This is a genomic window from Hyphomicrobium sp. (assembly GCF_009026145.1).
Taxonomy (GTDB): Bacteria; Pseudomonadota; Alphaproteobacteria; order Rhizobiales; family Hyphomicrobiaceae; genus Hyphomicrobium_A.
Genome location: NZ_WBUE01000021.1, coordinates 1 through 26,281 on the forward strand (window position 1 = coordinate 1; position 26,281 = coordinate 26,281).

At 65.3% G+C, this 26,281-nt stretch carries 30 protein-coding genes and 2 tRNA genes; 17 read left to right on the plus strand and 15 right to left on the minus strand.

The genetic code is table 11. The features are described 5' to 3' along the window. The 3 genes from F9K20_RS15020 to F9K20_RS15030 all read left to right on the plus strand — a co-directional run. Positions 1–1,152 (plus strand): OmpA family protein (locus tag F9K20_RS15020; RefSeq protein ID WP_291003445.1); only part of this gene is annotated, 1,152 nt, incomplete at its 5' end. Between the two features lie 275 nt (positions 1,153–1,427). Further along, complete coding sequence (locus F9K20_RS15025) at positions 1,428–2,024, plus strand: HdeD family acid-resistance protein (RefSeq protein WP_291003448.1); 597 nt, start codon at positions 1,428–1,430, stop codon at positions 2,022–2,024. A gap of 33 nt (positions 2,025–2,057) precedes the next feature. After that, positions 2,058–2,378: a hypothetical protein gene (locus tag F9K20_RS15030; RefSeq protein WP_291003451.1), complete on the plus strand. Its 321-nt coding sequence runs from the start codon at positions 2,058–2,060 to the stop codon at positions 2,376–2,378. Between the two features lie 67 nt (positions 2,379–2,445). Here F9K20_RS15030 and F9K20_RS15035 read toward each other — a convergent pair whose 3' ends face one another. Continuing rightward, positions 2,446–2,880 carry a heme-binding protein gene (locus F9K20_RS15035; protein ID WP_291003454.1) on the minus strand — a complete coding sequence of 145 codons (435 nt, stop codon included), beginning with the start codon at positions 2,878–2,880 and terminating at the stop codon, positions 2,446–2,448. Positions 2,881–3,032: 152 nt separating this feature from the next. Continuing rightward, positions 3,033–4,067 (minus strand): class I fructose-bisphosphate aldolase, encoded by a 1,035-nt coding sequence (locus F9K20_RS15040; protein WP_291003457.1) that lies wholly within the window; start codon positions 4,065–4,067, stop codon positions 3,033–3,035. 192 nt (positions 4,068–4,259) lie between these two features. Between F9K20_RS15040 and F9K20_RS15045 the strand changes: the two genes are divergently transcribed. The 3 genes from F9K20_RS15045 to F9K20_RS15055 all read left to right on the plus strand — a co-directional run bounded on the left by F9K20_RS15045 (position 4,260) and on the right by F9K20_RS15055 (position 5,166). Then, positions 4,260–4,679, plus strand: coding sequence for a CHRD domain-containing protein (locus F9K20_RS15045; RefSeq protein WP_291003460.1), 420 nt, complete (start codon positions 4,260–4,262; stop codon positions 4,677–4,679). Positions 4,680–4,756: 77 nt separating this feature from the next. Next, positions 4,757–4,912: a peptide ABC transporter permease gene (locus F9K20_RS15050; protein ID WP_291003463.1), complete on the plus strand. Its 156-nt coding sequence runs from the start codon at positions 4,757–4,759 to the stop codon at positions 4,910–4,912. A 17-nt stretch (positions 4,913–4,929) separates the two neighbouring features. Then, entirely contained in the window at positions 4,930–5,166 is a 237-nt protein-coding gene (locus tag F9K20_RS15055; RefSeq protein ID WP_291003466.1) for a hypothetical protein, read from the plus strand. A 3-nt stretch (positions 5,167–5,169) separates the two neighbouring features. On the opposite strand, the gene F9K20_RS15060 is transcribed toward F9K20_RS15055, so the two are convergent. Genes F9K20_RS15060 through F9K20_RS15075 form a run of 4 tightly spaced genes read right to left on the minus strand, consistent with a single transcriptional unit; the run spans position 5,170 to position 9,029 of the window. Further along, on the minus strand, positions 5,170–5,757 hold the full coding sequence (locus F9K20_RS15060; protein WP_291003468.1) for a hypothetical protein: 588 nt from the start codon (positions 5,755–5,757) through the stop codon (positions 5,170–5,172). Positions 5,758–5,783: 26 nt separating this feature from the next. Beyond that, the gene (locus F9K20_RS15065; protein ID WP_291003471.1) at positions 5,784–7,007 is read right to left on the minus strand and encodes an aminotransferase class I/II-fold pyridoxal phosphate-dependent enzyme; all 1,224 of its coding nucleotides are present in this window, start codon (positions 7,005–7,007) and stop codon (positions 5,784–5,786) included. 12 nt (positions 7,008–7,019) lie between these two features. Further along, a complete protein-coding gene (locus F9K20_RS15070) occupies positions 7,020–7,994 on the minus strand; it encodes an NAD-dependent epimerase/dehydratase family protein (RefSeq protein ID WP_291003474.1) in 975 nt (324 codons plus the stop codon). 27 nt (positions 7,995–8,021) lie between these two features. Next, entirely contained in the window at positions 8,022–9,029 is a 1,008-nt protein-coding gene (locus F9K20_RS15075) for an NAD-dependent epimerase (RefSeq protein WP_291003477.1), read from the minus strand. Between the two features lie 378 nt (positions 9,030–9,407). Here F9K20_RS15075 and F9K20_RS15080 point away from each other — a divergent pair, with 378 nt between their 5' ends. The 3 genes from F9K20_RS15080 to F9K20_RS15090 all read left to right on the plus strand — a co-directional run bounded on the left by F9K20_RS15080 (position 9,408) and on the right by F9K20_RS15090 (position 12,103). Further along, positions 9,408–10,019 (plus strand): SIS domain-containing protein, encoded by a 612-nt coding sequence (locus F9K20_RS15080; protein WP_291003647.1) that lies wholly within the window; start codon positions 9,408–9,410, stop codon positions 10,017–10,019. Between the two features lie 87 nt (positions 10,020–10,106). Continuing rightward, positions 10,107–11,537: an adenylyl-sulfate kinase gene (gene cysC / locus F9K20_RS15085; RefSeq protein ID WP_291003480.1), complete on the plus strand. Its 1,431-nt coding sequence runs from the start codon at positions 10,107–10,109 to the stop codon at positions 11,535–11,537. A 170-nt stretch (positions 11,538–11,707) separates the two neighbouring features. Then, the gene (locus F9K20_RS15090) at positions 11,708–12,103 is read left to right on the plus strand and encodes a hypothetical protein (protein ID WP_291003483.1); all 396 of its coding nucleotides are present in this window, start codon (positions 11,708–11,710) and stop codon (positions 12,101–12,103) included. 16 nt (positions 12,104–12,119) lie between these two features. Here the strand turns inward: F9K20_RS15090 and F9K20_RS15095 are convergent, their stop codons facing one another. Continuing rightward, positions 12,120–13,160, minus strand: a complete 1,041-nt coding sequence (locus F9K20_RS15095) for a glycosyl transferase (RefSeq protein WP_291003486.1) — start codon at positions 13,158–13,160, stop codon at positions 12,120–12,122. Between the two features lie 370 nt (positions 13,161–13,530). Between F9K20_RS15095 and F9K20_RS15100 the strand changes: the two genes are divergently transcribed. Then, complete coding sequence (locus tag F9K20_RS15100) at positions 13,531–14,160, plus strand: hypothetical protein (RefSeq protein WP_291003489.1); 630 nt, start codon at positions 13,531–13,533, stop codon at positions 14,158–14,160. Positions 14,161–14,493: 333 nt separating this feature from the next. Here the strand turns inward: F9K20_RS15100 and F9K20_RS15105 are convergent, their stop codons facing one another. Both F9K20_RS15105 and F9K20_RS15110 read right to left on the minus strand, forming a co-directional pair. Further along, on the minus strand, positions 14,494–14,805 hold the full coding sequence (locus F9K20_RS15105; protein ID WP_291003492.1) for a HigA family addiction module antitoxin: 312 nt from the start codon (positions 14,803–14,805) through the stop codon (positions 14,494–14,496). Between the two features lie 241 nt (positions 14,806–15,046). Continuing rightward, positions 15,047–15,121: transfer RNA gene (locus F9K20_RS15110), tRNA-Gln, on the minus strand. A 273-nt stretch (positions 15,122–15,394) separates the two neighbouring features. Here F9K20_RS15110 and F9K20_RS15115 point away from each other — a divergent pair. Next, positions 15,395–15,471 (plus strand) — tRNA-Pro (locus F9K20_RS15115). Positions 15,472–15,554: 83 nt separating this feature from the next. Here the strand turns inward: F9K20_RS15115 and F9K20_RS15120 are convergent. Continuing rightward, positions 15,555–16,205 carry a hypothetical protein gene (locus tag F9K20_RS15120; protein ID WP_291003495.1) on the minus strand — a complete coding sequence of 217 codons (651 nt, stop codon included), beginning with the start codon at positions 16,203–16,205 and terminating at the stop codon, positions 15,555–15,557. A gap of 176 nt (positions 16,206–16,381) precedes the next feature. Then, the gene (locus tag F9K20_RS15125; RefSeq protein WP_291003498.1) at positions 16,382–16,582 is read right to left on the minus strand and encodes a hypothetical protein; all 201 of its coding nucleotides are present in this window, start codon (positions 16,580–16,582) and stop codon (positions 16,382–16,384) included. Between the two features lie 159 nt (positions 16,583–16,741). On the opposite strand from F9K20_RS15125, the gene F9K20_RS15130 reads away from it, so the two are divergent. Continuing rightward, on the plus strand, positions 16,742–17,632 hold the full coding sequence (locus F9K20_RS15130) for an MBL fold metallo-hydrolase (protein ID WP_291003500.1): 891 nt from the start codon (positions 16,742–16,744) through the stop codon (positions 17,630–17,632). On the opposite strand, the gene F9K20_RS15135 is transcribed toward F9K20_RS15130, so the two are convergent. The 3 genes from F9K20_RS15135 to pdxH form a co-directional block, all read right to left on the minus strand. After that, complete coding sequence (locus F9K20_RS15135) at positions 17,580–18,446, minus strand: DUF1499 domain-containing protein (RefSeq protein WP_291003502.1); 867 nt, start codon at positions 18,444–18,446, stop codon at positions 17,580–17,582. The genes F9K20_RS15130 and F9K20_RS15135 overlap by 53 nt on opposite strands. Positions 18,447–18,629: 183 nt before the next feature. Then, a complete protein-coding gene (locus tag F9K20_RS15140) occupies positions 18,630–19,388 on the minus strand; it encodes an SDR family NAD(P)-dependent oxidoreductase (RefSeq protein WP_291003505.1) in 759 nt (252 codons plus the stop codon). Between the two features lie 87 nt (positions 19,389–19,475). Beyond that, the gene (gene pdxH, locus F9K20_RS15145; protein ID WP_291003507.1) at positions 19,476–20,111 is read right to left on the minus strand and encodes a pyridoxamine 5'-phosphate oxidase; all 636 of its coding nucleotides are present in this window, start codon (positions 20,109–20,111) and stop codon (positions 19,476–19,478) included. Between the two features lie 158 nt (positions 20,112–20,269). Here pdxH and F9K20_RS15150 point away from each other — a divergent pair, with 158 nt between their 5' ends. From F9K20_RS15150 to F9K20_RS15170, 5 genes are all read left to right on the plus strand, one after another. Further along, positions 20,270–20,752 carry a hypothetical protein gene (locus F9K20_RS15150; protein WP_291003509.1) on the plus strand — a complete coding sequence of 161 codons (483 nt, stop codon included), beginning with the start codon at positions 20,270–20,272 and terminating at the stop codon, positions 20,750–20,752. Between the two features lie 234 nt (positions 20,753–20,986). Then, on the plus strand, positions 20,987–21,769 hold the full coding sequence (fabI, locus tag F9K20_RS15155; RefSeq protein WP_291003512.1) for an enoyl-ACP reductase FabI: 783 nt from the start codon (positions 20,987–20,989) through the stop codon (positions 21,767–21,769). A 22-nt stretch (positions 21,770–21,791) separates the two neighbouring features. Continuing rightward, positions 21,792–22,379 carry a histidine phosphatase family protein gene (locus F9K20_RS15160; protein ID WP_291003514.1) on the plus strand — a complete coding sequence of 196 codons (588 nt, stop codon included), beginning with the start codon at positions 21,792–21,794 and terminating at the stop codon, positions 22,377–22,379. 501 nt (positions 22,380–22,880) lie between these two features. Beyond that, a complete protein-coding gene (gene aroC, locus F9K20_RS15165) occupies positions 22,881–23,981 on the plus strand; it encodes a chorismate synthase (RefSeq protein WP_291003517.1) in 1,101 nt (366 codons plus the stop codon). A 291-nt stretch (positions 23,982–24,272) separates the two neighbouring features. Next, complete coding sequence (locus tag F9K20_RS15170; protein ID WP_291003520.1) at positions 24,273–24,815, plus strand: hypothetical protein; 543 nt, start codon at positions 24,273–24,275, stop codon at positions 24,813–24,815. 103 nt (positions 24,816–24,918) lie between these two features. Here the strand turns inward: F9K20_RS15170 and rimO are convergent, their stop codons facing one another. Further along, positions 24,919–26,277, minus strand: a complete 1,359-nt coding sequence (rimO, locus tag F9K20_RS15175; RefSeq protein ID WP_291003523.1) for a 30S ribosomal protein S12 methylthiotransferase RimO — start codon at positions 26,275–26,277, stop codon at positions 24,919–24,921. Positions 26,278–26,281 lie beyond the last annotated feature (4 nt).

The window sequence follows — 26,281 nt, forward strand, 5'->3', positions numbered from 1 at the left end:
GTCGAGACGCTACACGCACCGCCGCCCAGCGCTCCAGCCCCAGCAGCGCAAGGCGAAGGCGATGAGCGCCGTGGCGAGCGCAGGAAGCGTGGAGGCGGTGATCGTGCACCCGGCGCGCCTGCCCCCGACCAGCCGCCAGAGCAGGCCCAGCCAACCGCGCCTCCCGCGCAACCGGCCCCGGTGCAGCAGCCCGCCGTCGTCACTCCGCCGCCACCGCCGCCCGCTCCGGGCGCCGGCCCGCAGCAAGCCGGTCCTGCTCCGGCGTCGATCGAGGAGGTCAAGCGCCGCCGCCGCCAGCGCGTGGAGGAAGGCGGCACGCGCACCATCATCGAGGAGCCGGGCAACCGCACCATCGTGCAGGAGAAGGGCGGCCGCGCCATGATCCGCCACGACGAGACGGAGCGGATGCGCCGCACCTCGCGCGACCTGCGCCGCGAGCGCCGCCCCGATGGCGGCAACTTGACCATCGCCATCCGGCCCGGCGGCATCGAGGTGTACTCGGAGTTCGACTCCTCCGGCCGGCTCATGCGGCGCTACCGCCGCGACCGCGACGGGCGCGAGGTGAACCTCATCGACAACCGCCGCTTCCGCCGCGGCGCCCCGGTCATCCTCGATCTCGGCCCCGTCAGGTTGCGCATGCCGCGCGAGCGCTACATCCTCAACTACGAGCGGGCCAGCGACGAGGACATCTATGAAGCGCTAATGGCCGGTCCGGTGGAGCGGCTGCAGCGCGGCTACTCGCTCGACGAGATCCGCTACAACACCTACCTGCGCGACCGCATGCGCCGCATCGACCTCGATACGGTGAACTTCGACTTCGGCGCCTGGCAGGTGCACCCCGACCAGTACCGGCGGCTCGAGCGCATCGCCAACGTCATCAACCGCGTGCTCGACCGGCGCCCCGACGAGGTGTTTCTCATCGAGGGGCACACGGACGCGGTCGGCTCCGACATCGACAACCTGACGCTGTCGGACCGGCGTGCCGAGGAGGTGGCGATCATCCTCTCGGACACGTTCGGCATCCCGCCGGAGAACCTCGTCACGCAGGGCTACGGCGAGGAGTTCCTGAAGGTGCCGACGCTGCGCGCCGAGCGTGCCAACCGGCGCGTGGCGGTGCGGCGCATTACGCCGCTGCTCGCCCGCGGACGCTGACGAGTTGCAGCCGCCCGCTCGCCCGGGCGGCTGCTCGCACCGCAGCGAGTTGCATCGGCCGGGCGCCTAATCGAGGGTGCCAAATTATCCGCGTATTCGAGGTCATTTCGCGCCATTGAACGCGCATTGCTCAGCATGCGCGCAACGGCATCGCAGCACGATCGATCTTGGAACGGGCGTTGGCACTCGCGCCACCATAGAACGATGAAGGAGCGCCGAAGCGCCCGCGATTCTGCTATAGACTTGGCGGGAAACTCAGCATGGGGAGGACCGCTATGGCACAACCAATGTCAGTATCCGACATCGAGATGCGCGTTGCAGAAACACGGGCTCTCATCACCGCGAAGTGGGGCTGGTTCCTCGCCCTCGGCATCGTTCTCATCATCGCCGGCCTCGCCGCCATCGCCTTTCCGCTGGTGTCGACGATCGCCGCCAAAGTCATGCTCGGCTGGCTGTTCCTCATCGGCGGCGTGATGATGATCATCCACGCCTTCCAGGCCCCCGGCTGGCAGGGCTTCCTGTGGGAGTTGCTGATCGGAATTCTCTACGCGGTGGCCGGCGGCTATCTGGCCTTCTTCCCGCTCACCGGCCTGCTCACGCTGGCCATCCTGCTCGCCATGCTGTTCATCGCCGAAGGAGTCTTCGAGGTGATCATGGCCGTGCGCGTGCGCCCGCACGAAGGTTGGATCTGGCTGCTGCTCTCCGGCATCGCCGCGCTCGCCGTGGGCGTCATCATCGCGATGGGCCTGCCCGAGTCCGCCGTCTGGGCGCTCGGCCTTCTCGTCGGCATCAACCTTCTGTTCTCAGGTTGGAGCTATGTTTTCCTGGCGCTGGCTGGGCGGCGCGCGCACGAGGCAGCGGCAGCACGCTGACCCCGAGGCGCTGAGGGCGCGTAGGAGTCGGTCATGAATATGTTGGGGTTGTTTCCCGTGTTCGCGCTCGGCGCGGGCCTGATGCTGAATGCGCTCACCTCGGGCGTGCCCGACGCCCGGGCGCAAGCGCCGCTGCAGGTTACGGCGGCGCAGGCGTCCGAGGACGAAACCCCGGCCGACATCATCGCCGTGCAGATCCGCAAGCAGGGCTACGAGTGCACCAACCCGAAGAGCGCCAAGCGTGACCCCGAGGCTTCGAAGCCGGATCTGCCGGTGTGGATCCTGACCTGTGAGAACGCCACCTATCGCGTCCGCCTCGTCGGCAACATGGCCGATCACGTCGAGAAGCTTTGAGTTTTCTTAGCGCTACAAAAAAGGCGGGACGCCGGTCCCGCCTTCCTTTGTTTGCAGACGCGCGTCTTTAGGTGCGCCAGGGATGCGCGGGCAGCTCGCTGACACCCACCACCTTGAGGCCTGCAGCCGCCACCTTGTGGTCGTTCTCGACCGAGCTCCCCGAAACGCCGATGGCGCCGACCAGCACACCCTCGTCATCGACGATCGGCAGCCCGCCAGGGAAGGTGATCAATCCCTCGTTCGAGTGCTCGATGCCGTAGAGCGACTTGCCCGGCTGCGACAGCTTGCCGATCTCGCCCGTCGGCATGCCGAAGAACACGGCCGTCTTCGCCTTCTTGATGGCGATGTCGATGGAGCCGACCCAAGCATCGTCCATGCGCACGAAGGCCTTGAGGTTGGCACCGCTGTCGACGACGGCGATACACATCTGCGTCTTGAGCTTGATCGCCTCTTTCTGCGCGGCCTTGATCGCCGCCAAGGCGCTTTCCATCGTCACGTGCATTGTGGTTCTCCGCTAAGGGGCTAGGTGGAGCGTATGTAAGCCGCACAAAGGTTTGCAGAAGCGGGTAAACGTCCGGCCAATTGCCGCGGCAAAAAACGACGGCTCGCCGGTATCTCCAGCGAGCCGCCAAATCGTCAGCAATCGATGCGACTTCAAGCAGCCTTTTCGAGCTGCTGGCTCCACTTGCCGAGCGCTGCCAGCGAGTTCATGCGCGCGCGGTGCGTGAAGGCGCGCTGGCCGGCGGCGACGTTCTCGCTCTTGCCGCCCCAGGCCTTCAGCGCCGCCGCCTGCAGCGCCCGGCCATAGGAGAACGTCACCCTCCAAGGCAGATCGCCGATCTGATTGATCAGCGAGAGATTCTCCGTCGCCTGCTCGTCCGACTGGCCGCCGGACAGGAAGGCGATGCCGGGTACCGCTGACGGCACGGTGGATTTGAGGCACTTGACGGTGAGCTCGGCGACCTGCTGCGCACTCGCCTGCTGCGGGCACTTCTGTCCGGCGATGACCATGTTCGGCTTCAGCACCATGCCCTCGAGCTCGACACGCGCATCGTACAGCTCGCGGAACACCGTGCGCTGCGTCCACTCGGTCACCTCGTAGCAGCGCTCGATGGTGTGGCTGGAGTGTGCCCCGTCCATCAGCACCTCCGGCTCGACGATCGGCACGATGCCCGCTTCCTGGCACAGCGCCGCATAGCGCGCCAGCGCGTGCGCATTGGCCTTGATGCAGTTCCACGACGGCAGGCTGTCGGTGATGGTGATCACGGCGCGCCACTTGGCGAAGCGGGCGCCCAGCTTGTGATACTCGGCGAGGCGCTCGCGCAGGCCGTCGAGGCCTTCGGTGACCTTCTCGATCTCGGAGTGGGGGCCGGCAAGCGGCTTGGCGCCTTCGTCGACCTTGATGCCGGGGATCGACCCGGCCGCCTTCATGATGTCGACGAGCGGCGTGCCGTCTTTGGCCTTCTGGCGGATCGTCTCGTCGTACAGAATGACGCCGGAGACGCAGTTCTTCATGCCCTCGGAGGCGCGGAACAACATCTCCCGGTAGTCGCGGCGCGTATCCTCCGTGGAGGTGACGCCGATGGAATCGAAGCGCTTCTTGATGGTGCCCGAGCTTTCATCTGCGGCAAGGATGCCTTTGCCGGGAGCAACCAGCGCCTGGGCGATCTTTGAAAGCTCTTGTTTCATGAACGACCTCGTATGGGGAAGGCAGCTTCTCTGCAGAGCACTTAGCGCCAAATCGGCGCCGGGACCAGCCCCCGAGCCGCGATTGCGGGCTTCCGCTGCGCGCGGTCGCATGCATATGATGGCTTCGTCACGGTCCGGGCATAAAGGCTGTGAATTGTGGGTGTAACTGATGCCCGACGGGAGGGAGGACCAATGCCCGCAACAGCCATTCGCGCGGTGATCTTTGGGTTGGCACTGGCTGGTGCCGGCGCGTGCACCTCCGCCTCCGCCGAGATGCTGCGATTCAAGGCCGATCTCTTGCCGGTCGCCGGGACGGGCAGCACCGCTTCCGGCAGCCTCAATGCCGACTACGACACCGACAGCAAGAAGCTCACGTGGAGCGGCTCGTACAAAGGGGTCGGCACCTACGCGACGTCGGCGAGCTTTCACGGTGCCCCGGCCGGGCCGCGTCGCGCCTTCGTGCGCATCCTGAACTTCGATAGCCCGTTTGAAGGCACGGCCATCCTTTCCGCCCCGCAGGGCGAGGGCTTGCTCGCCGGCGAATGGTCGCTCGTCATCCGCACCGCCGGCTTCCCCAAGGGCGAGCTGCGCGGCCAGCTCGTGCGCAACTAGCCGGCAGGACAGCGCGGTGGAACCCTGCCGCCGGGCTCCGCGTTGCGTCTCGAATGTCTCATCGAGCGGAGACGCCCATGACACCGGCCGGCCGCCGCGATCTGCAGAACTACCCTGCCGACAAGGCCCGTCAGGGCGACATCATTCTTAAGACGCGCACGCAGCGCGCCATCTTTATCGGCGGTCTCGCCGGACTGGCGCTGTTGGCCCTGCTCGGCGTTTTCATGCGTTGACTGAGATGGAGGCGACCATGGCCGTCTGCGATACCTGCGGGAATGACTATGACAAGGCCTTCCAGGTGACGAAGGCCGGCAAGACGATGACCTTCGACAGCTTCGAGTGCGCCATCACCGCCATGGCGCCGCAGTGCGCCCACTGCGGCTGCCGCGTGATAGGCCATGGCCTCGAGGCCCAAGGCGGCCGCATCTATTGCTGCGCGCATTGCGCCGAGCAAGAGCACGTCAAGGGTCTCAAAGACCGGGTCTAAGCGTCAGAACAGACGCCGCTGCAGGAACTCCGCGTAGCTTTCGTTCTGTGCCTCGCCGAGCCCCACCTTGTTCAGCACGCTGAGCGCGGCCTCGGCGTCCAGCGACTCGAGGGCAACCGTCTGCAACTTGTCATCGCCGATCTGCAGCTCGCAGAACTCCGCAACGCAGTTGCCCAGATCATAGAGGGTGCGCTGCTTGTCGACCTTGACCGTCGCGAGCGAATGCTGACCCGAAACCAGCGCCGTCAGCGCACTCTCGCTGAGCGCGCCGCCGCGGCCGATTTCCAGGTCGAGGCCGAGCGCGGGCAGCACGATGCCTTCCACGTCCTCGACGGATACGGGAAACTCCGCGTTGAGCGGGCGCGCCCACTGCTCGAGCATCCCCTGGCGCCCGCGCAGCGTCTTCACCTGCAGGCGCCCGCCACGAATCTTGACGTTGGATTCGATGTTGAGGCGCGTGACGATGTAGGTTTCGCGGCTCACCGGCAATGACTTACCTGACCCAAGGCTCGCGAACGTGTCGCGCACCTTCGACAGATCCTGGTCAAACTGGCGGAACTCGTAGCGCGTCTCGTTATCCTCGAACTTCATGCAAGCTCCTCGGCTGCACCGCATGCTCAGCGGAAATTCGCCAGCGCCGCCAGCGCTTCGTCGATATCGGCGGTCGAGTGATCGGCCGAGATCTGGAATCTGATCTCCTCCTCGCCTTCCGGCACCACCGGGTATGCCAGGCCGGTCGCCAGGATGCCGCTGTCGCGCAGGTGCGCAACGAGCCGCGCCGTGCGCCCGGTGTCTCGCACCAGCAGCGGCACCACGGGGTGCTGGCCCTCGACGGTCTCGAGGCCGAGCTGGCGCAGGCCATCGCGGAAGCGCTGCGTCATGGCCCGCAGGTGCGCCAGCAGCGCATGCCCTTCCTCGCTGTCGACGCGATCGACGGCGGCGCGCGCCGCTTCCGCTTCGGAGGGCGTGATGGGGTTCGAGTAGATATAGAAAGGAGACGTCTCGCGCAGGTAGTCGACGATCGCCTGCGAGGCAACGACGTAGCCGCCGTTGACGCCGAACGCCTTGCCGAGCGTGCCGATCAGCACGTCCACCTTGACGCCGCCCACCACCTCCTCGGTGCCGCGCCCGCTGGCACCGAAGCCGCCAACGCCGTGCGAATCGTCGGCGACGACGATGACGTTCTCCGCGAACAAGGGGTCGAACTCGGCCGCGATGCGCATGATCTTGTCGAGCGGCGCATGGTCGCCGCGCATCGAGAAGACGCCATCGGTGACGATGATGGCGCGCGAGCACGTTTTCGATAGCCCGCCCAGCTGCCGCTCCAGCTCGTCGAGGTCGAGGTGATGGTAGATGAGCTTCTTCGCCGGCCGTGCCAGCGCGATGGCGTTGATGATCGAGTTGTGGTTGAGCTCGTCGCTGATCACCGCCGTCTTGTCGGTGATCAGCGGCGGCAGCACACCCATGACGGTCGCGTAGGCGGATGAGAACAGCATGGCCGCTTCGCGCCCGTGGAAGTCGGCCAGGCGCGCCTCCAGCTTGACGTGCGGCTGCCACGTACCGGAGATGAAGCGCACCGCGCCGGGGCCGACGCCATAGCGGCGCACGGCCTCCTCCTCGGCCTCGATGACACGCGTTGAAAACGACAGCCCCAGGTAGCTATTCGAGTTCATGCGCAGGAACGGCCGATTGCCGTGACCTTCGATGAGGAAGCGCGGCCCCTTGCCGTTCGCCGGTCCCAGCACGGCGACGGTCACCGCCTCGATGCCCTTCAGGCGGCCGGAGCTGCGCAGCTCATCGAGCTTCGTCTCCAGCAACGACGTCAGTCTATCGGTCGGCATGGCGGCCTCCGGTCATAACCGCTGGCGACGCGGCGCGGGTTTGAGCTTTTCTGTGAGGCGGGCCAGCATGTCCTGCGTCATAGCAGCGAGATCGAAGCGCGGTGCCCAGTCCCAATCGGCGTGCGCGGCGCTATCGTCGAGCGAGCGCGGCCAGCTGTCGGCGATCGCTTGGCGCACCGGATCGACGTCGTAGTCGATCTCGAAGCCGGGGATGTGCTCGCGGATGGCGGCGGCGATTTCTGCCGGCGTCACGCTCATCGCCGTGATGTTATAGGCGTTGCGATAGCGCAGGCGCGTGGCGTCCGCCGCCATCAAGTTGATCATGCCGGAGATGGCATCGGGCATGTACATCATGTCGAGGCGCGTGTCGGCCGACAAAAAGCACGTGTAACGGCCGTAGCGAATGGCATGGTAGAACATCTCCACCGCATAGTCGGTAGTGCCGCCTCCCGGCGCGGCGACGTACGATACGAGCCCCGGAAGCCGCAGGCCGCGCGTGTCGATACCGAAGCGCAAGGCGTAGTAGTCGCACAGCAACTCACCCGCGACCTTGGTCACGCCGTAGATGGTCGTCGGCCGCTGTATGGCGACCTGCGGCGTCAAATCGCGTGGCGTATCGGGGCCGAAGGCGCCGATCGAGCTAGGGAAAAACACCTGGCAGTCGTAGCCGCGCGCGACCTCCAGCACGTTATAGAGGCCACTCATATTGACGCTCCACGCCAGCTGCGGGGCAGCTTCGGCGGCAGCCGAGAGCAGCGCGGCGAGGTGATAGATGGCGCCGACATCATAGCGGCGCACCGCCTCGTGCAGTTGATGCGGGTCGGTGCAATCGAGGTGGTCGTAGGGCGCGATGGCGACCGCCCCGCTCGGAGGGAGAACTTTCAGATCGGTGGCGATCACCTTGTCGGCGCCGTAGTGCTGGCGCAGCGCCGGCACGAGCTCGGAGCCGATCTGACCAAGCGCGCCGGTGACCAGGATCGTCGTCATGCCAACCTCCGCGCGCCGCGCCGGCGCTCACGAGCCATAGTAGCTGCGATACCACGCGACGAAGCGAGGGATGCCTTCCTCGATCGGGGTCGAAGGAGCAAAGCCGACGTCGGCGATCAGATCGTCGACATCAGCGAACGTCACCGGCACGTCGCCCGGCTGCAGGGGAAGGAAGTTCTTCTTGGCCTCGCGCCCCAGCGCCTTCTCCAAGATGCCGATGAAGCGCATCAGCTCCACGGGGTGATGATTGCCGATATTGTAGATCCGATAAGGCGCCGATGACGTCGCCGGGTCGGGATGCGCGCCGCTCCAGCTCGGATCGGGCTGCGGGATGCGGTCGGCGGTGCGCAGCACGCCCTCGACCACGTCGTCGATATAGGTGAAGTCGCGCGCGTGATGGCCTTCGTTGAAGACGTCGATCGGCTCGCCGGCGAGGATTTTGCGCGTGAACAGGAACAGCGCCATGTCGGGACGCCCCCACGGTCCGTACACGGTAAAGAAGCGCAGGCCCGTGACGGGCAGCCGATAGAGATGCGCATAGGTGTGCGCCATCAGCTCGTTCGCCTTCTTGGAGGCGGCGTAGATGCTCAAGGGATGGTCGACGTTCTGGTGCACGCTGAACGGCATCGTCGTGTTGGCGCCGTACACCGAGCTCGAGGAGGCGAAGACGAGATGCTCGACGCCGTGGTGACGGCAGCCTTCCAGCACGTGCAGCGTGCCGACGATGTTGGCATCGACGTAGGTGTGCGGGTGCTCGATGCCGTAGCGCACGCCCGCCTGCGCACCGAGATGGATCACCCGCTGCGGCCGCACGGCAGTGAACAGGCGCTCCATGCCGGAGCGGTCGCCCAGATCGAGCTTGTGGAAGCTGAAGCCACCCTTGCCCTGCAGCTCGGCGAGGCGCGCCTCCTTCAGCTTAACGTCATAGTAGGGATTGAGATTGTCTAAGCCGATGACCTCATCGCCGCGAGCCATCAGTGCCCTGGCCGTATGGTAGCCGATGAAACCGGCAGCACCGGTCACCAGGACACGCATATCGCATATTCCCTGCGTTTATTCGCTACCGCGTCTTGATGCCGCCGCCATATCGCCAGCCGCGGCTAAGTGATACAATGCGAGGTGTCAAGGCGGGGTTTTCGTGCTGCCCCCTTGGGTTACCGACGGCGGTGTGGTTCGCATGCGATCCGCCGGACGCCCAGTGGAGAGATTCATCGAAAGCATTACGCACACCTTGGCCGCAATCTTCTAAGAGGGTTCCCGTCACCTGAGGATGTATCTAAGCGCGAATCCTGCCACCCCTTGATCCCGCAAGATAGACAGGCTGCAACAGCCCATGCATCCCGTGCACACAGTTTTGATGGCCGCGAAACCGCACAACGCGCGGCGCACATTCGGTCCTGGAGGGCTACAAGCGTGTTGAAAGGCGTCGTCGAAGCAACACCCGCCGATCCCATCTCAGCCTACTTCAATGAGCTGACCCGCGCCCTGACGGCCGTCAGGGTAAGCGATGGCGAGGGACGCCCGCTCGACATCAAAGACGGCTTCGAATGGGTCGCGGACACGGCCCGCAGCACCCACACCTCCGGTAACAAGGTCATCCTCATCGGCAATGGCGGCAGCGCCGCTGTCGCCAGTCACCACGCAATCGAATTCCTGAAGAACGGCGGCATTCGCGCCCTGGCGCTCAATGATGCGGCGGCGCTGACCGCCCTCAGCAACGACTTCGGCTATGCCAATGTGTTCTCCCAGCAGCTGAAGACGCAGGGCGTCCCCGGCGATATGCTCATCGCCATCTCGAGTTCCGGTCAATCGGTCAACATTCTCAAGGCGGTCGAGGCGGCGCGTACCAATGGGATGAAGGTCGCCACCTTGAGCGGATTCCAGCCCGACAACCTGCTGCGCGGCCGGGGGGATGTAAACTTCTACGTTAATTCCAACGAATATGGATTTGTCGAGGTTGCGCATCACGCGCTAATTCAGGCCATACTTGATATCTACGTCTTCCCGCGACGCCCCACGAAGTGACCGGCGCCCCGGGGCGCCACCTTCCGCAACGGGAACGCGAGCCGAATGCCAAGCGCAGGGCGTGCCAGAGAACCCGACAAGCGGGCCTTGAGAATAAGCGTCCGCGACGCAGCCGGGGCAGACAAATCAACGCTCATCGAGCAGCTCCAGCACCTCTTTCTGCCATCGCCGGTGCTGGCCGCCGAGGCCGACCTTTCACATGCCGTAGACGTCTCGGTGGTCGTAGTCGCCGCGGCCGGAGGCTTCTCGTCCGAGGCGCGTCGGGCGGCAGCCATTGCCCGCACCACCGGCGTACGTCACATCGTACTCGCCGTGAACATGCACGATCTCGCCGGATGGGATCGTGCTGCTTTCGAAGCGGTGAGCGCCGCCTTCTGCGAGTTCACGCGCAGGCTCGAGTTCTCGACCGCCGTCGCCATTCCGGTTTCCCAGTTGAACGTGCACGATCTAGATGAGCTGAGCGCAGACGCCGCGTGGTACGCGGGCCCGACGCTGCTGGCGCATCTCGATGCGCTCGCGGCCGAGGTCAGGTTAGCCCACCATGCGGTGCAGGAAGCGCCACAGCTGACTGAGCAGTTTGCGGCGCATGTCGCCTGCGTATCGGACGAAGAGCTGCTTCCGGGGCGTGAATACAAACTCAAGCTTGCCGGACGCGAGCTGACGGCAAGCGTAACGGCCATAAAGTATCGCCTCGACGTTGACAGCCTCCGCCGCCTGCCGGCGCGAACGCTGGCCCGGGGCGAGATTGGCGTCTGCACGATCGCGACCCAGACGCCCGTAGCGTTGGCCGACCAGGCTGACGCGCCGGACGCTGGCCGCTTCGTCATCAGCGACCTTCATACGGATGCGCCGATCGCCGCCGGCACCGTCGATTTCGCCCTGCGTCGCGGCATGAACCTGCATTGGCAGCCGCTGGCGGTGACCAAAAGCCTGCGCGCCTCCCTGAAGGAGCAGCGGCCGTGCGTGGTTTGGTTTACCGGCCTGTCGGGGGCAGGAAAATCCACGATCGCCAATCTGGTCGAGGGCTGGCTGGCGCAGCGCGGCCACCACACCTACCTGCTCGACGGCGACAACATTCGCCACGGGCTCAACAAGGACCTCGGCTTCACGGCAGTTGATCGCGTCGAGAATATCCGCCGCGTCGGCGAGGTGGCGCGGCTGTTCGTCGACGCGGGCGTCATCGTGTTGTGCTCGTTCATCTCGCCGTTCCGTGCCGAGCGGGAAGCGGTGCGCAGCCTCCTCGAGGAAGGCGAGTTCATGGAGATCCATGTCACCGCGCCTCTGGAGGTCTGCGAGCGCCGCGACCCGAAAGGCCTCTATGCAAAATGCCGTGCCGGCCACCTGCCGAACTTCACCGGCATCGATTCACCGTACGAAGCGCCGGAGAACGCGGACCTGGTGCTCGACACGACGTCGGCCTCCGCCACCGAGCTCGCGCAGCGCGTCGTCACCCTGCTCCAGGCGCGCGGAATTGTGGGCGCACCCCGACCGCGCGTCCGCGCGGCTGGGGGCCTTTAATATCGGCAATAGCTGTTGAAAGCGGCAGTCCGCGGCGCAACGTGTCGTCCAGAGCACAGGGCGCCGATTATGTTCCCGTACCGATAGTCTCTCCGATGACTTGTGCATAAATTCCGCTGTACGCGGAGATTCGCCAAACGATGGCAGCAACCTGGCGATCAGGGTCACGTGTGCAGAGAGCGGCGCTCGTCATTGCGCTGGCGATGAGCGCTGCCGGTTGCTCGACCATGGCCGATCTGAGCGGCGTTCCCCGCCCCGGCTACCAGAAGGACGGCACCTACGTTCTCAGCGCCGAGGAGCAAGGCCTCGGTTGTCGTGAGCTGCAGGCGCGCCAACTGGGATTGCAGGAGCAGCTCGAGGCGCTGCCGGCAAAGGCCGTTCAGCAGATGCAGGAGCTGCCGCAGACTATCGCCGGCGCCTGGGGACGTCTCGTGGGCGCGTCGGACCAGGGTGTTCCTGCGCTTGCCGAATACAACGAGGTAAAGGCCGAGTCCGCGGCACTCAATGAGAGCCTGCAGCGGAAAGGCTGCGGGACCTCGGTCGAGACGGCGTCGATCAAGCGCTGAGGTGAGCCAACCCGGCTCATGGCCGACGGCGCGCAAACTCGATCATGAGCCAGGCGACGAGGCTTAGCCCAGCCAGCAACGCCAGGCCCGCCGACACCGGTGAGCGCGCCACGACACTCAGGGCCGCCAGCGTTACGAGCCCGACATTGACCGCGAACACACGGCTGATGATCTGCGTGTTGCTGAAGCCATTGTCGCGCGCCCGCTGGTAGAAGTGCGTGCGGTGCGCCACCCACAGCCGCTCGCCGGTATGCGCCCGGCGCAGCAGGGTTATGCCGGTATCGGCAACAAAATAGAGGGGCAGCAGCACCGCCGCCGTCGCGTGCCCCGAAGCGGCAACGATGATCAGTAGCCAGGCGAGCAGCAGCCCCACGGGCAGACTGCCCATATCGCCCATGAACAAGCGCGCCACCGGTCGATTGAAGGGAGCAAAGCCGAGCATGGCGCCGTTGAGGGCCAGGGCGAGGACCAGCGCCTCGGGCGGCAACGCTCCCAGCGCCCCGATGATTGCCACCCCGGCGGTGATCGGCACGACCTCCGCCACCATCATCCAGTCGATGCCGTCCATGAAGTTGACGAGATTGACGAACCACAGCGCGCCGATGAACAGCAGCGCGCGCTCGAGCCAGGTGGGCAGAAACGGCAGCGCCCGCAGCTCATCGGGCAAAGCCGTCAGCACGATGCCGACCGCCAGCGCCTGAACACCGAGCTTGGCTGCGGCACCGAGATGGTAGATATCGTCGGCGGCACCGAGCAGCATCAGCATGAAGGCGGCGAAAAGCACGCGCAGCACGTCGTTGTGCGCGCCGGCAGCGGCGGCGTCGGAGGCTAGAACCGCCGCGGCCGTCACGCCCAGCGTCGCCGCACAGATACCAAGGCCGCCCCATTGCGGGGTCGGCGTCGCGTGCGAGGAGCGGTGCGTCGGCAGGGCAAGCGCGAAGCTGTGGAACAGCGGCGACAGAGCCAGGATGAGCGCGGCGCAGGCGAACAGCGCGCCGAGCCAGATGAGCGGCGCGAGGTTCCCAACGATCGTCCAGGCGCCGGCGGTGTCAGGCATCAAGACCGCTCTCGTGCAGTGCCGCTGCCGCTAAGCATGAATGAACGCTGGCTGGGGCGCCAGGATTCGAACCTGGGAATGGCGAAATCAAAACCACCCAGTTAGCTAACAAAATCAAGGGCCATTCCAACTTTCCTTGCTTTGTTCTCAGCATGCGAAATCAAGACCTTATACGATAAGTAGGAACGCATTTAACTGAGAGACGGGGGCATTGTCCTCCTGGATTTCTATGTCGCTCATTGAAGACGGGCCGCACCCGATGCACAGCCAGATAACCGGCCTGAGAAGGCGCCGACGTCTCCATCCCTGATCGCCACTGACCAGCTCATGCTACAGATAGGGCATCTGAGTCACGGGGGGCACTGACAGGATGGCGTGGGTTAAGGATCAAGTCACCACCCTCAAGGAGTTTGGCAGAAAGCGGCTGTGGCTTGGTGCGGCTAGCAGTGCAGCAGCGGCGTCGGCAACCGCTTTGTGGGCGTACTTGGGGCCAGACATGAGCACGTTCCCCAAGTACCTTCCGGCCCTGGTCTTCACAGCACTTGCTGGCGTGCTGCTGGTCTTGTGGCTGTTGTCAGGAGCCACGGACGTCAGAAAGAAGCTCAGAGGGGTAACGAACCTAGAGAATGTCTTGGACGTCCTGTCGACCTACTTCAGCGACGCGAACAAGGACCTCTTTAACCGGCGATTACACAACGATACAGAATACGGCACATGGCGCGCCGACTGGAAACGTTGGCAAAAGGAAGTCGAGGAGCATCTAGAGAAGCACCTCGGGCTACGCGAGCGCAACATCTTCCACAACATCGTGCTGTTCAAGGAGGAGTGGATTAACGGCAGCTACGTCGACTCGTCAGAGACGAGAGAAGGTGGCGAGTTGGTGGTTAAGTCCAGGCACAACTTTGATCGCAATATTCTGTACCGCCAGCTTGAGTCGATACGGCAAACGATCATCCGACATAGCGATAGGGCTGCCAAATGGCGCGCCGAAGATAATTGAGGAACCCTCTACGACTTCCGCACTCGCCCACTCCAAGAGCGACCAACTTCCAAGAAAAGCAACACGCATTCATGACGCGTCGCCCTACCCGACCTGTAATACCGCATGGGTGTTGGCCTCGACTTATGAACGCTGCGACCGCCGCCGGTTATTGCGGTGAGCCGTCGATTGCCTCATTCCGGCGTCGCGTCGGTAGCCACTATCCCCTGCCCGTCAACCTTCGAGGCCGCACCCTCGTTTGGGACAAGATCGCACTCGACGAAGCGATCGACGGTTTCAGCAGGCCATCATGCGTCGACGCTGTTAATGTGCTGTAGAACGCCGCTGGATACTTCATGCGAACGATTTGAGCGTCGGGATCTTGCTGACGTCGACGTCGCGGGCGGCGTGCCAGGTGTCATAGGCTGCCTGCAGCCCCACCCACAGGTCCGGGCCATTGCCGAATAGCTTTCCGAGTCGCACGGCGACCGCCGGCGAGACGGGCTTGCGCTCGTTCAGGATGTCGTCGAGGTGCTGGCGCGAGATCCCGGCCAGCTTCGCAAGCTCGATCTTGGTACGCCCCAGCGCCGGCAAGATGTCCTCGCGGATGATGGCCCCCGGATGCGTGGGTGGACGCTTAGGGTCACGGGTCGCGGTGTACGACATGGCTCTGATCCAGTGTGTTCGTCGCTCTGCTCACGCGATGCCGATCTAAACACCACACAACTGCAAACGTCTTCAAGGCGACGCGGTCAGATCGACGCCAGAAGGCAGCGGATGCCGGCTCCGCCGTTCGTGCTTTAGATTCAAGGAGCCCTCCAACTCGATCAACGCGAAAACGAGTCATTCGAGTTGGAATGGCGCTGCATTCCAACCTCAACAAAACGGTGCAAGTCATTGATTTAATTGGCTGGGGCGCCAGGATTCGAACCTGGGAATGGCGGAATCAAAATCCGCTGCCTTACCACTTGGCTACGCCCCATCGTCCCCAGCGCCGTCAGCTTCGGCAAAGCCATGCTTCGCTAAAGACGCGAGCACACGTTGCGTGGACGCGGGGCAGCGCCCCATATAGTCGGTGGCGTGTAAGCGAGCAATCCCGCGGCAATTGCGCCTGGGGACGCCGGTGCGGCGTGGCCCAAGGCGCATGAAAACCGTTCGCTTGCGGGGCTGGCGCATGGCCGCTATAAAGCCGCCCTCGCCGCAGGTCTCCCCCAGGAGACCCCGGCGCTGTCCCTCAAAGGACTGATTGGTCGGGCGGAGCGTAGCGCAGCCTGGTAGCGCACTTGCTTCGGGAGCAAGGGGTCGGGAGTTCGAATCTCCCCGCTCCGACCATCATTTCTAGCAGTCTCGACCTATCTCGACCTATCCGGCGCGGCTATGGCGCTGTCGGCTCCGCGCGGCACCTCCCGCGCCGATCAAAGGTGTGGGGCTGTGAGCGTGCGCCGGCAGGTGTCGCGCCACGTTTCCTTCGACATGTGCGTCGCGGCGTCCCAAGCGGCCTCGCACCCGGCCATCGTCTTGCCGACGGCCCCCTGGCGATTGGCGTTGCCGCCAGCGGTGAGCCGCGCCGGATCGCCGCTGTTGCGGTCTGGAGGTGCCTGGTCGGCGAAGCCGGGCGTTGCAGCTTCCGTCGCCGCGTCGCTGCTGCTGCCTGCGGAGGTGCCGCTGCGGTCGGCGCCGACGCCGGGCGCCGAGGGCGGAATCGGCGTGCCGGCCGGTGACTGCAGCGCGCGCTGTCGCGCCGCTTCGAGCGCGGCGCCCGAGGGAGGAGCCATGCCGGAAAGTGCCGTCGTGCCAGCGGGCTCTCCGGGAACGAGGATGCCCGGCGTCATTCTTGCAGCGGCACCGCTCCTATCGCTTCTCGTGCCGGCACCGCCCGCGTCGGATGTCGAGCCACCGATACGCGGTGCGGACATGCCGGCAGGCGAGCGGCCCGCACCGGCGCTGACGCCGCCGCTGGTGCCGCTCGATTGCGCAAAGGCAGTGCTCGCCGCAAGCATAGGAGCCGCGCCGAGCGCCAGGCCGAGCGTCAGCATGACTGCAAGCTTGTCGGCAGGGCGATGCATTCTCGACCTCCCGCGTTCAGCCAGCCTCGACATCCAAATCCAATGCGTCGCGTCCACCGAAGTTCCGCAGCCCGGAACGGCTCACATCGGACGCGCAATGCTATCGTTGGCGCGCTGCAGGCGCGCCGGCGATAATGTGGTTGCACGCAAGATGCTGCGCCCTCAATGGGGGCGGGCTACTCAGTGCGCACGGGCGGCGGGGTGTTGGGGACGACTTGTTCGGCGCTGGTCGGATTGTCAGTGTCCGAGCCTGTCGGGACCACGGCTATGACGAGCAGGGCAGCAAGAACGCCCAAGCCGAGCATGGCGAGAACCCAGGTGGTTGCGCTATCCGCGCCCCGATTGCGCGAAGCGGGCAAATCTCGTTCGCGTGCCATGTTGCACCTCCTTCCTACGAGGGAACTAACCCTTCAGGCTAGGAACCGTTCCTCCGCCGCGCGGGGGGTGCTGGAAAGCGTGGCAATCGGTCTCTAGGCTGGCGCTTGCACGCGAAGAAATTTCGAACAACACCGACAAAGTTCGAGATGAGTGAAAGCTTGAAGTTCAACACAGCCATGCAGTTCGCGTACGGCGTGCCCGACATTATGGCGGAGGGCGTCGCGCGCCTCGTCGCGCCCAATGCCGGGCCGTTGACCTTCAAGGGCACCAACACGTATCTCGTCGGCGATCGCAGCTTGGCGGTGATCGACCCCGGCCCCGCCGATGCCGCCCACCTCGCCGCCATCCTTGCCGCCGCGGCCGGGCGCCCGATCACGCACATATTTTCCACGCACGCCCATCGCGATCATGTCGATGGCATCGCCGCTCTCGCCGCCGCCACCGGCGCGCGCACCTACGCCTATCGCCGCTCGGAGATTCCGCACGGCGGCGCCGGCGATGCCGAAGCCGAATACGTCGGCCACGGCTTCACCCCCAACGTGCACCTCAAGCACGGCGACATGGTCGCGGGGGAGGACTGGACTCTCGCCGCCTTGCACACCCCGGGGCATGCGCCCGACCACCTGTGCCTGGCCCTTAAGGAACGCGGCGTCGTCTTCTCCGGCGATCACGTGATGGCGTGGAACACATCCGTCGTGGCGCCGCCCGAGGGACGCATGTCCGACTACCTGCGCTCCCTGGAGCTGCTGCTCGAGCGCGACGAGCGGCTGCTTCTGCCCGGACATGGCGGCCCGATCGAGGAGTCGCGGCGCACCGTCAAGGCCTACCTATTGCATCGCAAGTGGCGCGAGCAGGCGATCCTCGACGCCGTGCGCAAGGGAACGAACACGGTGCGCACGCTGTTGCCGGTGATCTACCGCGACCTCGACGAGTCCGTCGTGGGGGCGGCTACCTTGTCCCTGCGCGCGCACATCGACCATCTCGCCGAGCGCGGGCTCATCGCCTGCGCCGACTCCTCGAACGTCGACTGCGTGGCCGTTCCTCTTTAGCCGCCTTCGCCTCGTCCGGCGGCTCGGCACGTGCCGTGGGCACCGTCGATTCCATCACCGTCACGATCTCTTTGAGGATCAGGCGCACGCGGTCGGCGTTGCGGCCAAGATCGTGGGCGCCAAAGCGCGAGGCAGAGCGCACATCGAGCCGTGCATGCTGCGCGCTGCCGGCGACACGGATGGCGGCGTCGTCATAAAGCCCGAGGATGAGGGTGCGGTCGGCAATCTCGATGAGGCCGGGGCGCCCCGCGGAAAGCTCGGGTGCCTCCTGGTGCACGGTCTCCATCTTCAGCCGCTTGATAGCCTCGAGGGCCAGCTCGAACACCTCGTCGGCGGAGCGATCGATCTCGATGGGCTTGATGTCGGGATAGGCGGCCAGTTGCTTGCGCGCGAACGCCGGACCCGGGTAGCCGACGGGATTGGCACCCGGGGGACGCCGCTTGGCGATTTCGACGAACGGCGGCGGGTTCGTCATGTCGGTCGTCACGTCGTTGATGCTCGGCAGCCCTTCGTACTTCGGCAGGAAGATGAGTGGCCACAGCATCAGCCCGAGGCTGACGAGGACGGCGAAGACGACGCGGGCCGTACCCGGCCGGCCGGTCCGCCAAATGCCGATGGTCGCCAGAACCGACATGAGCAGCGACAGACCGGCTCCGAGGAAGGCGACGCCGGCGAGGTTCTCGGCGATCGGCGTCGGCAACGAGAACAGACGGTGCAGGAAGATCGCCGTGACCAGCAACGCGGCGCTGAATACGGCGATGCGGCTCGTCCAGCGAGCGAAGAAGGACGGACCGAGGGGCGGAGGCGGCCTCATGCGCGGCGCGGCCTTGCCGGAGTGGACGGGAGCACGGCGAGGATCATGAGATGTGGGGCTACCCTGGGTTTGGCACCGCTATGCCGCCTGCCGCGCGAGCGCGGCGCATCGGCGGAGAATAGCGCAGAATCGGGCGAAAAACAGCGATGGCCCACAGAAAGGCCACGACGCTAGCGTGCGCGCTCAAACGTGCTGGCCACCGTTAATATGCAGCTCCGCCCCGTGCACGTAGCTCGACTGCTCGCTGCACAGGAAATAGATGGCGCGGGCCACCTCCTCGGGCGAACCGAGGCGATGCATGGGGATCTGTTCCTCGACGATCTTGCCCGTTCCCGGAGACAGGATCGAAGTATCGATCTCGCCCGGCGAGATGGAGTTGACGCGGATGCCGCGCGGCCCGAAGTCGGCCGCCATCTCGCGCGTCAGCGCGGCGAGCGCGGCCTTCGACGTAGCGTACGCCGATCCGGCGAACGGGTGCACGCGGCTCCCGGCAATTGACGTGACGTTGACGACAGCGCCCTGCGCGCGCGCAAGCTCGTCGATGAGGCCTCGTGCCAGCATGATGGGAGCGAAGAAGTTGACCTGGAACACCTGCCGCCAGTCGTCAATGTCCGTATCGATGGAATTGAGCCGCCCGCCGCCCTCCGCCTTGGGGCTGATGCCGGCATTGTTGACCAGCGCATGCAGCAGTGAGCCATCAGCCGCTAAGCGCCGCTTGAGCTCGGCGATGGCGCGCACCGTATCGACTGCGTCGGCAAGATCGACCTGCAGGTGATCGTCGCGGCCCTTCTCCCATGGGCACTGCTCTGGAAAGGGATGCCGCGAGCAACTGATGATCCGCCAGCCCGACGCGGCAAAGCGCTTCACCGTGGCGTGGCCGATACCGCGGGAGGCGCCGGTAAGAACCAGCGTCTTGCGCTTCTGTTTGCCACTCGCCGGCATGCAGCTCACCGTTCGATTGAGGCAGCGATCGGGTTTGCCCGGGTATCCCGGCGGGGTCAAGCGGCGGCGCCCCGTTGGCTTAAGCGATCACGGATAGAGACGGGATTTCGACCAGTCACCGCTCGCCCCGGCACGCTTGAAGATGACGCGCTCGTGCAGGCGCGACAAGCGGGAATGCCAAAACTCGATCTCCAGCGGCGTGAGACGAAAGCCCGACCAATGCGGAGGACGCGGTACGGTTCCGACAAGATACTTCGCCGCCTCGATGGCGACGGCCTTTTCTAGCGCAAAGCGGCTTTCGAGCGGGCGCGACTGCAAGGATGCCCAAGCGCCGATTTGCGCCGAGCGTGGGCGCGTGGCGAAATACGCGTCGGCCTCGGCGGCGCTCACCTGCGTGACCGGACCGCGCACGCGCACCTGCCGGTGCAGGCTCTTCCAGTAGAAGTCCAGCGCGGCGTAGGGGGTGGCCAGCAACTCCTTGCCCTTGGCGCTTTCGTAGTTGGTGAAGAAGACGAAGCCGCGTGCCGCGTGCCCCGCAGGATCGACGGCCTTCAACAGCACCATGCGCACGTTGGGGTGACCTGAAGCATCGACGGTCGCCAGCGCCATGGCATTCGGATCGTTGAGCTCGTGACGCGTGGCATCGTGCAGCCACGTCTCGAACAGCGCAAACGGCTCGGCCGCTTCGGCAAAATCGCCGGGCTCGTGAAGCGGGTCGGTCACGGCAGGCTGTTCGCTCACATCATCCCCTCGTTTTTTCGCAGCCGCAGCCGGCAGGCTGGGACACGCGTTCAGTCGGTCTTAACCAAAGCAGCTCATACTCGAGACAGGTCACACCGCAAGTTGCGCATCGTAGCGTCGTCAGCATCGAGTGAAGCGTCATGAGTTCGCATCCCTCTCTAGTTACGCTTGCTGCAGTTGTCACCACCGGCCTGGTGCTCGTCTGCTTCATCCTGCTGGGGCCGAACACGGCCTTCGGCGGTGAGCAGTGGGAGACATCGGTCTCCCCCGAGATCGCCAACACGCCGGTGCCGCCTCTCCCTTCCGTGCCCGGGACCTCGATCATTCCCGGCACGACCGTCGACATTCCGGTCGGGCCCTACAAGCTTGATGAGAAGGATGAGATCGCCGCGCTGGAGCGGATCCAATATGCCCTTTCCGAGGTTGGCGACGGCAAGACCTATGTCTGGCGCCGTTGGCATGGTCGCCTCTCCGGGCTCGTGCAGCCGACCGGATCCTTCAAGGACACCAGCGGCAAAGTGTGCCGCCATCTGATCGTTCTGATGACGACCGGCAGGACCACCAAGAAACAGGAAGGCATCGCCTGCCGCCTGCCCAGTGGCCGCTGGCAACTCGACGGCTGACGCGGCGGTTCCCCCTTCCCGCTTCGCGATCGGCAAAAAGGCCGGCCCCAGGGTCGGCCTTTTTCCTGCGACCCGTGCGAAAAGCGCGCATCTGGACCCAACAATCCATTTGTGTAGGATGCGCGCCGAAAGCACCGGGCCATAACCAGGATCAGAGAGACACCCATGACGGAGCCAATGCCGAGCGCAGGGGTTGCGAAAGGCAACCTGTTGGCTGGCAAACGCGGCCTTATCATGGGTTTAGCCAATAATCGCTCAATTGCCTGGGGCATTGCCCGCGCGGCCGCCGCGCAGGGCGCCGAGCTCGCCTTCACCTACCAGGGTGACGCCCTCAAGAAGCGGGTCGAGCCGCTGGCCGCCGAGCTGGGCTCGAAGGTCGTGCTCCCCTGCGACGTCGTCGACGCCGGCTCCATGGATGCCGTGTTCGCCGAGCTGCAGCGGGTATGGGGGCGGCTCGATTTCTTCGTTCACGCCATCGCCTTCTCGGACAAGGCCGAGCTCGACGGCCGCTACGTCGACACCAGCGAGAAGAACTTCACCCAGACGATGCTTGTCTCCTGCTACTCGTTCACGGCGCTGGCCTCACGGGCGGAAAAGCTGATGCCGCCCGGCGGATCGATGCTGACCCTCACCTATTACGGCGCCGAGAAGGTGATGCCGCATTATAACGTTATGGGCGTCGCCAAGGCCGCGCTCGAAGCCAGCGTGCGCTACCTCGCCGCCGACCTCGGCAAGAGCGGCATCCGCGTCAACGCCATCTCGGCCGGACCCATCAAGACGCTCGCCGCCTCCGGCATCGCCGACTTCCGCTACATCTTGCGCTGGAACGAGTACAATTCCCCGCTGCGGCGCACCGTGACCATCGAGGAGGTCGGCGGCGCCGCGCTCTATCTGTTGTCGGATCTGTCGCGCGGCGTCACCGGCGAGGTGCACCACGTCGATTCTGGCTACCACGTGCAGGGCATGAAGAACGAAGATGCCCCGGACATCACGGTCGCCAAGTCCGAGGACAGCTGAGCCCAGCCGAGCGTATCGAGTGATGCGCGCCGACGTCACAATCTATTTCATCCGCCACGGCGAAACCGACTGGAACGCGCAATCGCGCTACCAGGGTCAGGCCGACGTACCGATGAACGAGGTGGGGCGCGCTCAGGCGCGCCGCAACGGCGAGGCGCTGCGCGCTCTGCTCCCCCGCATCGCTCATTGCAGCTACGTCGCGAGCCCATTGCTGCGGGCCCGTGAGACGATGGAGATCGTGCGCGGCACTATGGGGCTCGAGCCGCACGCCTACGCGCTCGACGAGCGCTTGAAGGAGCTTCACTACGGCCACTGGCAAGGCATCTTCGCGGCCGATCTGCCGGGCATCGATCGGTCCGGGGTCGAGGCGCGGGCACGTGACACCTTCCGCTGGAGACCGCAAGGCGGGGAAAGCTACGAGGACCTCATGGCGCGCTCCGTCGCCTGGCTCGCCGATGTGACCCACGATACGGTGGTTGCTGCTCACGGCGGCGTCAGTCGCGTGCTGCGCGGCTACCTTTACGGTCTCGAGCCGTCGGCAGTGCCGGAGCTAACCGTTCCGCAGGACCGCGTTCTCGTCCTGCGCCGCGACTGCATGGAGTGGCTGTAGCCGGCAGGCAAAGAAGAAGAGCCGAGGCAGCGGCTGCCCCGGCTCTCCCGTCACGTCGAATGGCCGCTCGGTGCCGGTTGCTCAAGCCGGCAGGGAGCGGCGATGATGCGGGCCCAACCATACGGCGACCCGTGACGCATACGCGGCTTGCGACACGCGACCGGCGGTTGTTGCGCCTCAGCTCAGAAACGTTGTGAAACCTGTTGGTCCCAAGGCCAAGCCTGATGGCGACCGGCGGTTCCCGCCCAATGGCGGTATTGCAGAAAGATCGCGCAGCGCACGAGCGATGCGTCCTCTAACGTGCTGTCTCCTTGCAGCTTGTCGCGTAGCGCGACGCGGTACTGCCGCCCACATAAACTGCGTCGCGCGAGTCTGTCACGGCCTTTGCCGGCTTGGGCTCTTGCGGGCGTGCGCTTGCACTCCTAAGACTGGCACAACTGCCACGGCAATCGGGTTGCACGCACACCCGGCCTGCCCTCCCCTCACTCTCGGCGACAGGCGATGTCCCACAACACCTTCGGCCATCTGTTCCGTGTGACGACCTGGGGGGAAAGCCATGGGCCGGCGCTCGGCTGCATCATCGACGGTTGCCCGCCGGGACTGCCGCTGGAAGCCGCCGAGATCCAGCACTTCCTCGATCAGCGGCGTCCCGGGCAGTCGCGCTTCACGACCCAGCGACAGGAGCCCGACGAGGTCGAGATACTGTCTGGCGTCTTCCCCGATGCGCAAGGACGCCAGGTGACGACCGGAACCCCGATCTCGCTCATCATCCGCAACGTCGACCAGCGCTCGAAGGACTACGGAGAGATCGCCGGCAAGTTCCGCCCCGGCCATGCCGACTACACCTATTGGAAGAAGTACGGCATTCGCGACTATCGCGGTGGCGGCCGCTCCTCGGCGCGCGAAACGGCGGCCCGCGTGGCCGCTGGCGCCGTGGCGCGCAAGGTGCTCGACGGCGTGACGATCCGCGGCGCGCTCGTGCAGATCGGCAATCTCGAGGTCGATCGCTCGCTGTGGGACTGGGACGCGGTCCACGCCAATCCGTTCTTCTGTCCCGACGCGGCGACCGCCGTCCATTGGGCCGAGTACCTCGACCGCGTCCGCAAGTCCGGCTCCTCCATCGGCGCCGTGATCGAGGTCGTGGCCGAGGGCGTCCCGGCCGGCTGGGGTGCGCCCATCTACGGCAAGCTCGACCAGGATATCGCCTCGGCGATGATGAGCATTAACGCCGTGAAGGGTGTCGAGATCGGGGCCGGCATGGGCGCCGCTGAGCTCACCGGCGAAGAGAACGCCGACGAGATCCGGATCGGTCACGATGGTCAGCCGTGCTTCCTGACCAACCATGCCGGCGGCATCTTGGGTGGCATCTCGACCGGGCAACCGATCGTCTGCCGCTTCGCGGTGAAACCGACATCCTCGATTCTGACGCCGCGCAAGACCATCGACGTTGCCGGCGAGGAGACGGAGGTCATCACCAAGGGGCGCCACGACCCATGCGTCGGTATCAGAGCCGTCCCCATCGGCGAAGCCATGCTGGCCATCGTGCTGGCCGATCACTTCCTGCGCCACCGCGCTCAGATCGGCTGCAGCTCCGGTGGCTGACGACGCGGACGGTCGCGACCATCGCGGCGCAAAAATTTATGCGCGCTTTCGAGCGATTTACGTTGCGCGAGGCTAGCCAAGCTGCGACGTGTGAGTTATTGTCACAGCACTGAAGCTCAAGAGAAATCTTGCCACTAACGTTGCGACCTCACGGGGGTTCTGCAGCGCGTGAGCCTCCGTGTGGAGAGTCACGCCTTGCGACACTCGCGAGCCGCGCGAACGACGAAACTTGCCCGCTGGTTCGGCACCGATGGGTGCCCAGCTTGGTTTCCGCGTGGGAGGCGTGGTGCTGTGCTAAGAGTTGAAGAACGTCGTGGCCGCTCGCCGCTGCTGAGCAAGGCCGCCATCGACAAAACGACCCCTGAAATCCGCTACGAAATCGGTTCAACGGTACCTCTCATCGCGCGCGACAGCTACGTCGCCGAGACGGCAAGCAAGATCGAGCAACTGCAGGCGACCGTGCGTCTGATGTCGCGCGACCTCTCCCAACTCGCCGCCAAAGTCGCCGACTTGCAGCAGACGGCCGAGCAGGACCAGCGCTGGCAAAACTTCCAAAAAAGCGAGAAGCGCAGCAAGGAGGCCAAGCTCGATGAGCTGCTGCGCAGTTGCCGCGATCTCAAAGGGCGTCTCGACCGCATCGAGGCGCGCTCCAGCGGCGACTTTCATGCTTACAACAGCTTCGAGGCGGTGAGCCGCAAGCTGGCGGAGTTCGAAACGTTCCGCGATGAAGCGCGCCGCATCGAGCGGACGCTGACGTTGAAGGCGTGGCTTTTGTGCGCGGCGGTGGGAGCGGCGGCACTTGTAATCGTGCTCGCCAACGCACTCGCGCACTAGGCGAGCGATGGTAGGCCAAGCGGGGTGCCTGCCATCGCTTCCCTATCACACCCTATCACTGGGGCCTGGGTCAGCTCGCGCGCCGGCGCCGCGTCATCGGCGTTCAGGCGCGCTCGGCCCACAGATCGTAGTCGTCGGCGTGGGTGACGCGCGCTTTGACGATGTCGCCGGCTTTCAGATCCGTGTCGCCGTTCAAGAACACGCTGCCGTCGATCTCGGGGGCGTCCCATTGCGAGCGTCCCAGCGCGCCTTCCTCGTCGACCTCATCGATGATGACGTCGATCTCGCGCCCGACCATGCGCGCGAGGCGCCTCTCGCTCACCTCCTTCGCCGTCGCCATGAAGCGATGCCAGCGCTCCTCCTTCACTTCCTCCGGCACAGCGCCGTCAAGGCCGTTGGCCGGCGCGCCGGCGACCGGCTCGTAGCGGAAGCAGCCGACTCGAGCGAGCTCGGCTTGGCGCAGCCAGTCGAGCAGCAGTTGGAAGTCGTCCTCCGTCTCGCCGGGAAAACCGACGATGAAGGTCGAGCGGATGGCAAGGTCGGGACACGTCTCACGCCAGCGGCGGATGCGCTCCAGCGTCTTTTCCTGCGCGGCCGGGCGGCGCATCGCTTTCAGGACACGCGGCGAGGCGTGCTGGAAGGGAATGTCGAGGTAGGGAAGGAGCTTGCCCTCGGCCATCAACGGGATGACGCTATCGACGTGCGGATAGGGATAGACGTAGTGCAGCCGCACCCAGGCGCCGAGCTCGCCCAGCGCCTCGCATAGGGGCTGAAAGCGGGCGGGGAGCGCGCTCCCCTTCCATTGGCTCTCGGCGTACTTGAGGTCGAGGCCATAGGCGCTGGTGTCCTGGCTGATGACCAGGAGCTCCTTGACGCCGGCTTTGACGAGGCGCTCCGCCTCCGTCAGCACGTGGTTCGACGGGCGGCTTTTGAGGTCGCCGCGCAGCTGCGGGATGATGCAGAACGAGCAGCGGTTGTTGCAGCCCTCGGATATCTTCAGATAGGCGTAGTGGCGGGGCGTCAGCCGCAGCCCTTCAGGGGGCACGAGGTCCATGAACGGGTCATGCACCGGCGGCACCACTGCATGTACCGCTTGCACCACCTGCTCGTACTGATGCGGGCCGGTGACGGCGAGCACGTCCGGATGGCTCTCGCGGATGCGGCCCTCCTCGACGCCGAAGCAGCCCGTGACGATGACGCGGCCGTTCTCGGCCATGGCCTCGCCGATGGCATCGAGGCTCTCCTGCTTGGCCGAGTCGAGGAACCCGCAGGTGTTGACAACAACGACGTCGGCGCCCGCATAGTCGGGAGCGACGCGATAGCCTTCGGCGCGCAGCTTGGTCAGGATGCGCTCGGAATCGACAAGCGCCTTGGGGCAGCCGAGCGAGACAAAGCCGACGGTCGGCACGTGCCCGCGCTTTTTCGCGGCCGGCGCATCTATTTTTACAGGGGAAGCTGTCATGGGC

What these genes read in the sequence shown, in the direction of transcription:
- F9K20_RS15025 (WP_291003448.1), top strand. Translation starts at nt 1,428, where the DNA reads ATGGCACAACCAATGTCAGTATCCGACATCGAGATGCGCGTTGCAGAA.
- F9K20_RS15030 (WP_291003451.1), top strand. Translation starts at nt 2,058, where the DNA reads ATGAATATGTTGGGGTTGTTTCCCGTGTTCGCGCTCGGCGCGGGCCTG.
- F9K20_RS15035 (WP_291003454.1), bottom strand. Translation starts at nt 2,880, where the DNA reads ATGCACGTGACGATGGAAAGCGCCTTGGCGGCGATCAAGGCCGCGCAG.
- F9K20_RS15040 (WP_291003457.1), bottom strand. Translation starts at nt 4,067, where the DNA reads ATGAAACAAGAGCTTTCAAAGATCGCCCAGGCGCTGGTTGCTCCCGGC.
- F9K20_RS15045 (WP_291003460.1), top strand. Translation starts at nt 4,260, where the DNA reads ATGCCCGCAACAGCCATTCGCGCGGTGATCTTTGGGTTGGCACTGGCT.
- F9K20_RS15050 (WP_291003463.1), top strand. Translation starts at nt 4,757, where the DNA reads ATGACACCGGCCGGCCGCCGCGATCTGCAGAACTACCCTGCCGACAAG.
- F9K20_RS15055 (WP_291003466.1), top strand. Translation starts at nt 4,930, where the DNA reads ATGGCCGTCTGCGATACCTGCGGGAATGACTATGACAAGGCCTTCCAG.
- F9K20_RS15060 (WP_291003468.1), bottom strand. Translation starts at nt 5,757, where the DNA reads ATGAAGTTCGAGGATAACGAGACGCGCTACGAGTTCCGCCAGTTTGAC.
- F9K20_RS15065 (WP_291003471.1), bottom strand. Translation starts at nt 7,007, where the DNA reads ATGCCGACCGATAGACTGACGTCGTTGCTGGAGACGAAGCTCGATGAG.
- F9K20_RS15070 (WP_291003474.1), bottom strand. Translation starts at nt 7,994, where the DNA reads ATGACGACGATCCTGGTCACCGGCGCGCTTGGTCAGATCGGCTCCGAG.
- F9K20_RS15075 (WP_291003477.1), bottom strand. Translation starts at nt 9,029, where the DNA reads ATGCGTGTCCTGGTGACCGGTGCTGCCGGTTTCATCGGCTACCATACG.
- F9K20_RS15095 (WP_291003486.1), bottom strand. Translation starts at nt 13,160, where the DNA reads ATGCCTGACACCGCCGGCGCCTGGACGATCGTTGGGAACCTCGCGCCG.
- F9K20_RS15100 (WP_291003489.1), top strand. Translation starts at nt 13,531, where the DNA reads ATGGCGTGGGTTAAGGATCAAGTCACCACCCTCAAGGAGTTTGGCAGA.
- F9K20_RS15105 (WP_291003492.1), bottom strand. Translation starts at nt 14,805, where the DNA reads ATGTCGTACACCGCGACCCGTGACCCTAAGCGTCCACCCACGCATCCG.
- F9K20_RS15120 (WP_291003495.1), bottom strand. Translation starts at nt 16,205, where the DNA reads ATGCATCGCCCTGCCGACAAGCTTGCAGTCATGCTGACGCTCGGCCTG.
- F9K20_RS15125 (WP_291003498.1), bottom strand. Translation starts at nt 16,582, where the DNA reads ATGGCACGCGAACGAGATTTGCCCGCTTCGCGCAATCGGGGCGCGGAT.
- F9K20_RS15135 (WP_291003502.1), bottom strand. Translation starts at nt 18,446, where the DNA reads ATGAGGCCGCCTCCGCCCCTCGGTCCGTCCTTCTTCGCTCGCTGGACG.
- F9K20_RS15140 (WP_291003505.1), bottom strand. Translation starts at nt 19,388, where the DNA reads ATGCCGGCGAGTGGCAAACAGAAGCGCAAGACGCTGGTTCTTACCGGC.
- F9K20_RS15150 (WP_291003509.1), top strand. Translation starts at nt 20,270, where the DNA reads ATGAGTTCGCATCCCTCTCTAGTTACGCTTGCTGCAGTTGTCACCACC.
- fabI (WP_291003512.1), top strand. Translation starts at nt 20,987, where the DNA reads ATGGGTTTAGCCAATAATCGCTCAATTGCCTGGGGCATTGCCCGCGCG.
- F9K20_RS15160 (WP_291003514.1), top strand. Translation starts at nt 21,792, where the DNA reads ATGCGCGCCGACGTCACAATCTATTTCATCCGCCACGGCGAAACCGAC.
- aroC (WP_291003517.1), top strand. Translation starts at nt 22,881, where the DNA reads ATGTCCCACAACACCTTCGGCCATCTGTTCCGTGTGACGACCTGGGGG.
- rimO (WP_291003523.1), bottom strand. Translation starts at nt 26,277, where the DNA reads ATGACAGCTTCCCCTGTAAAAATAGATGCGCCGGCCGCGAAAAAGCGC.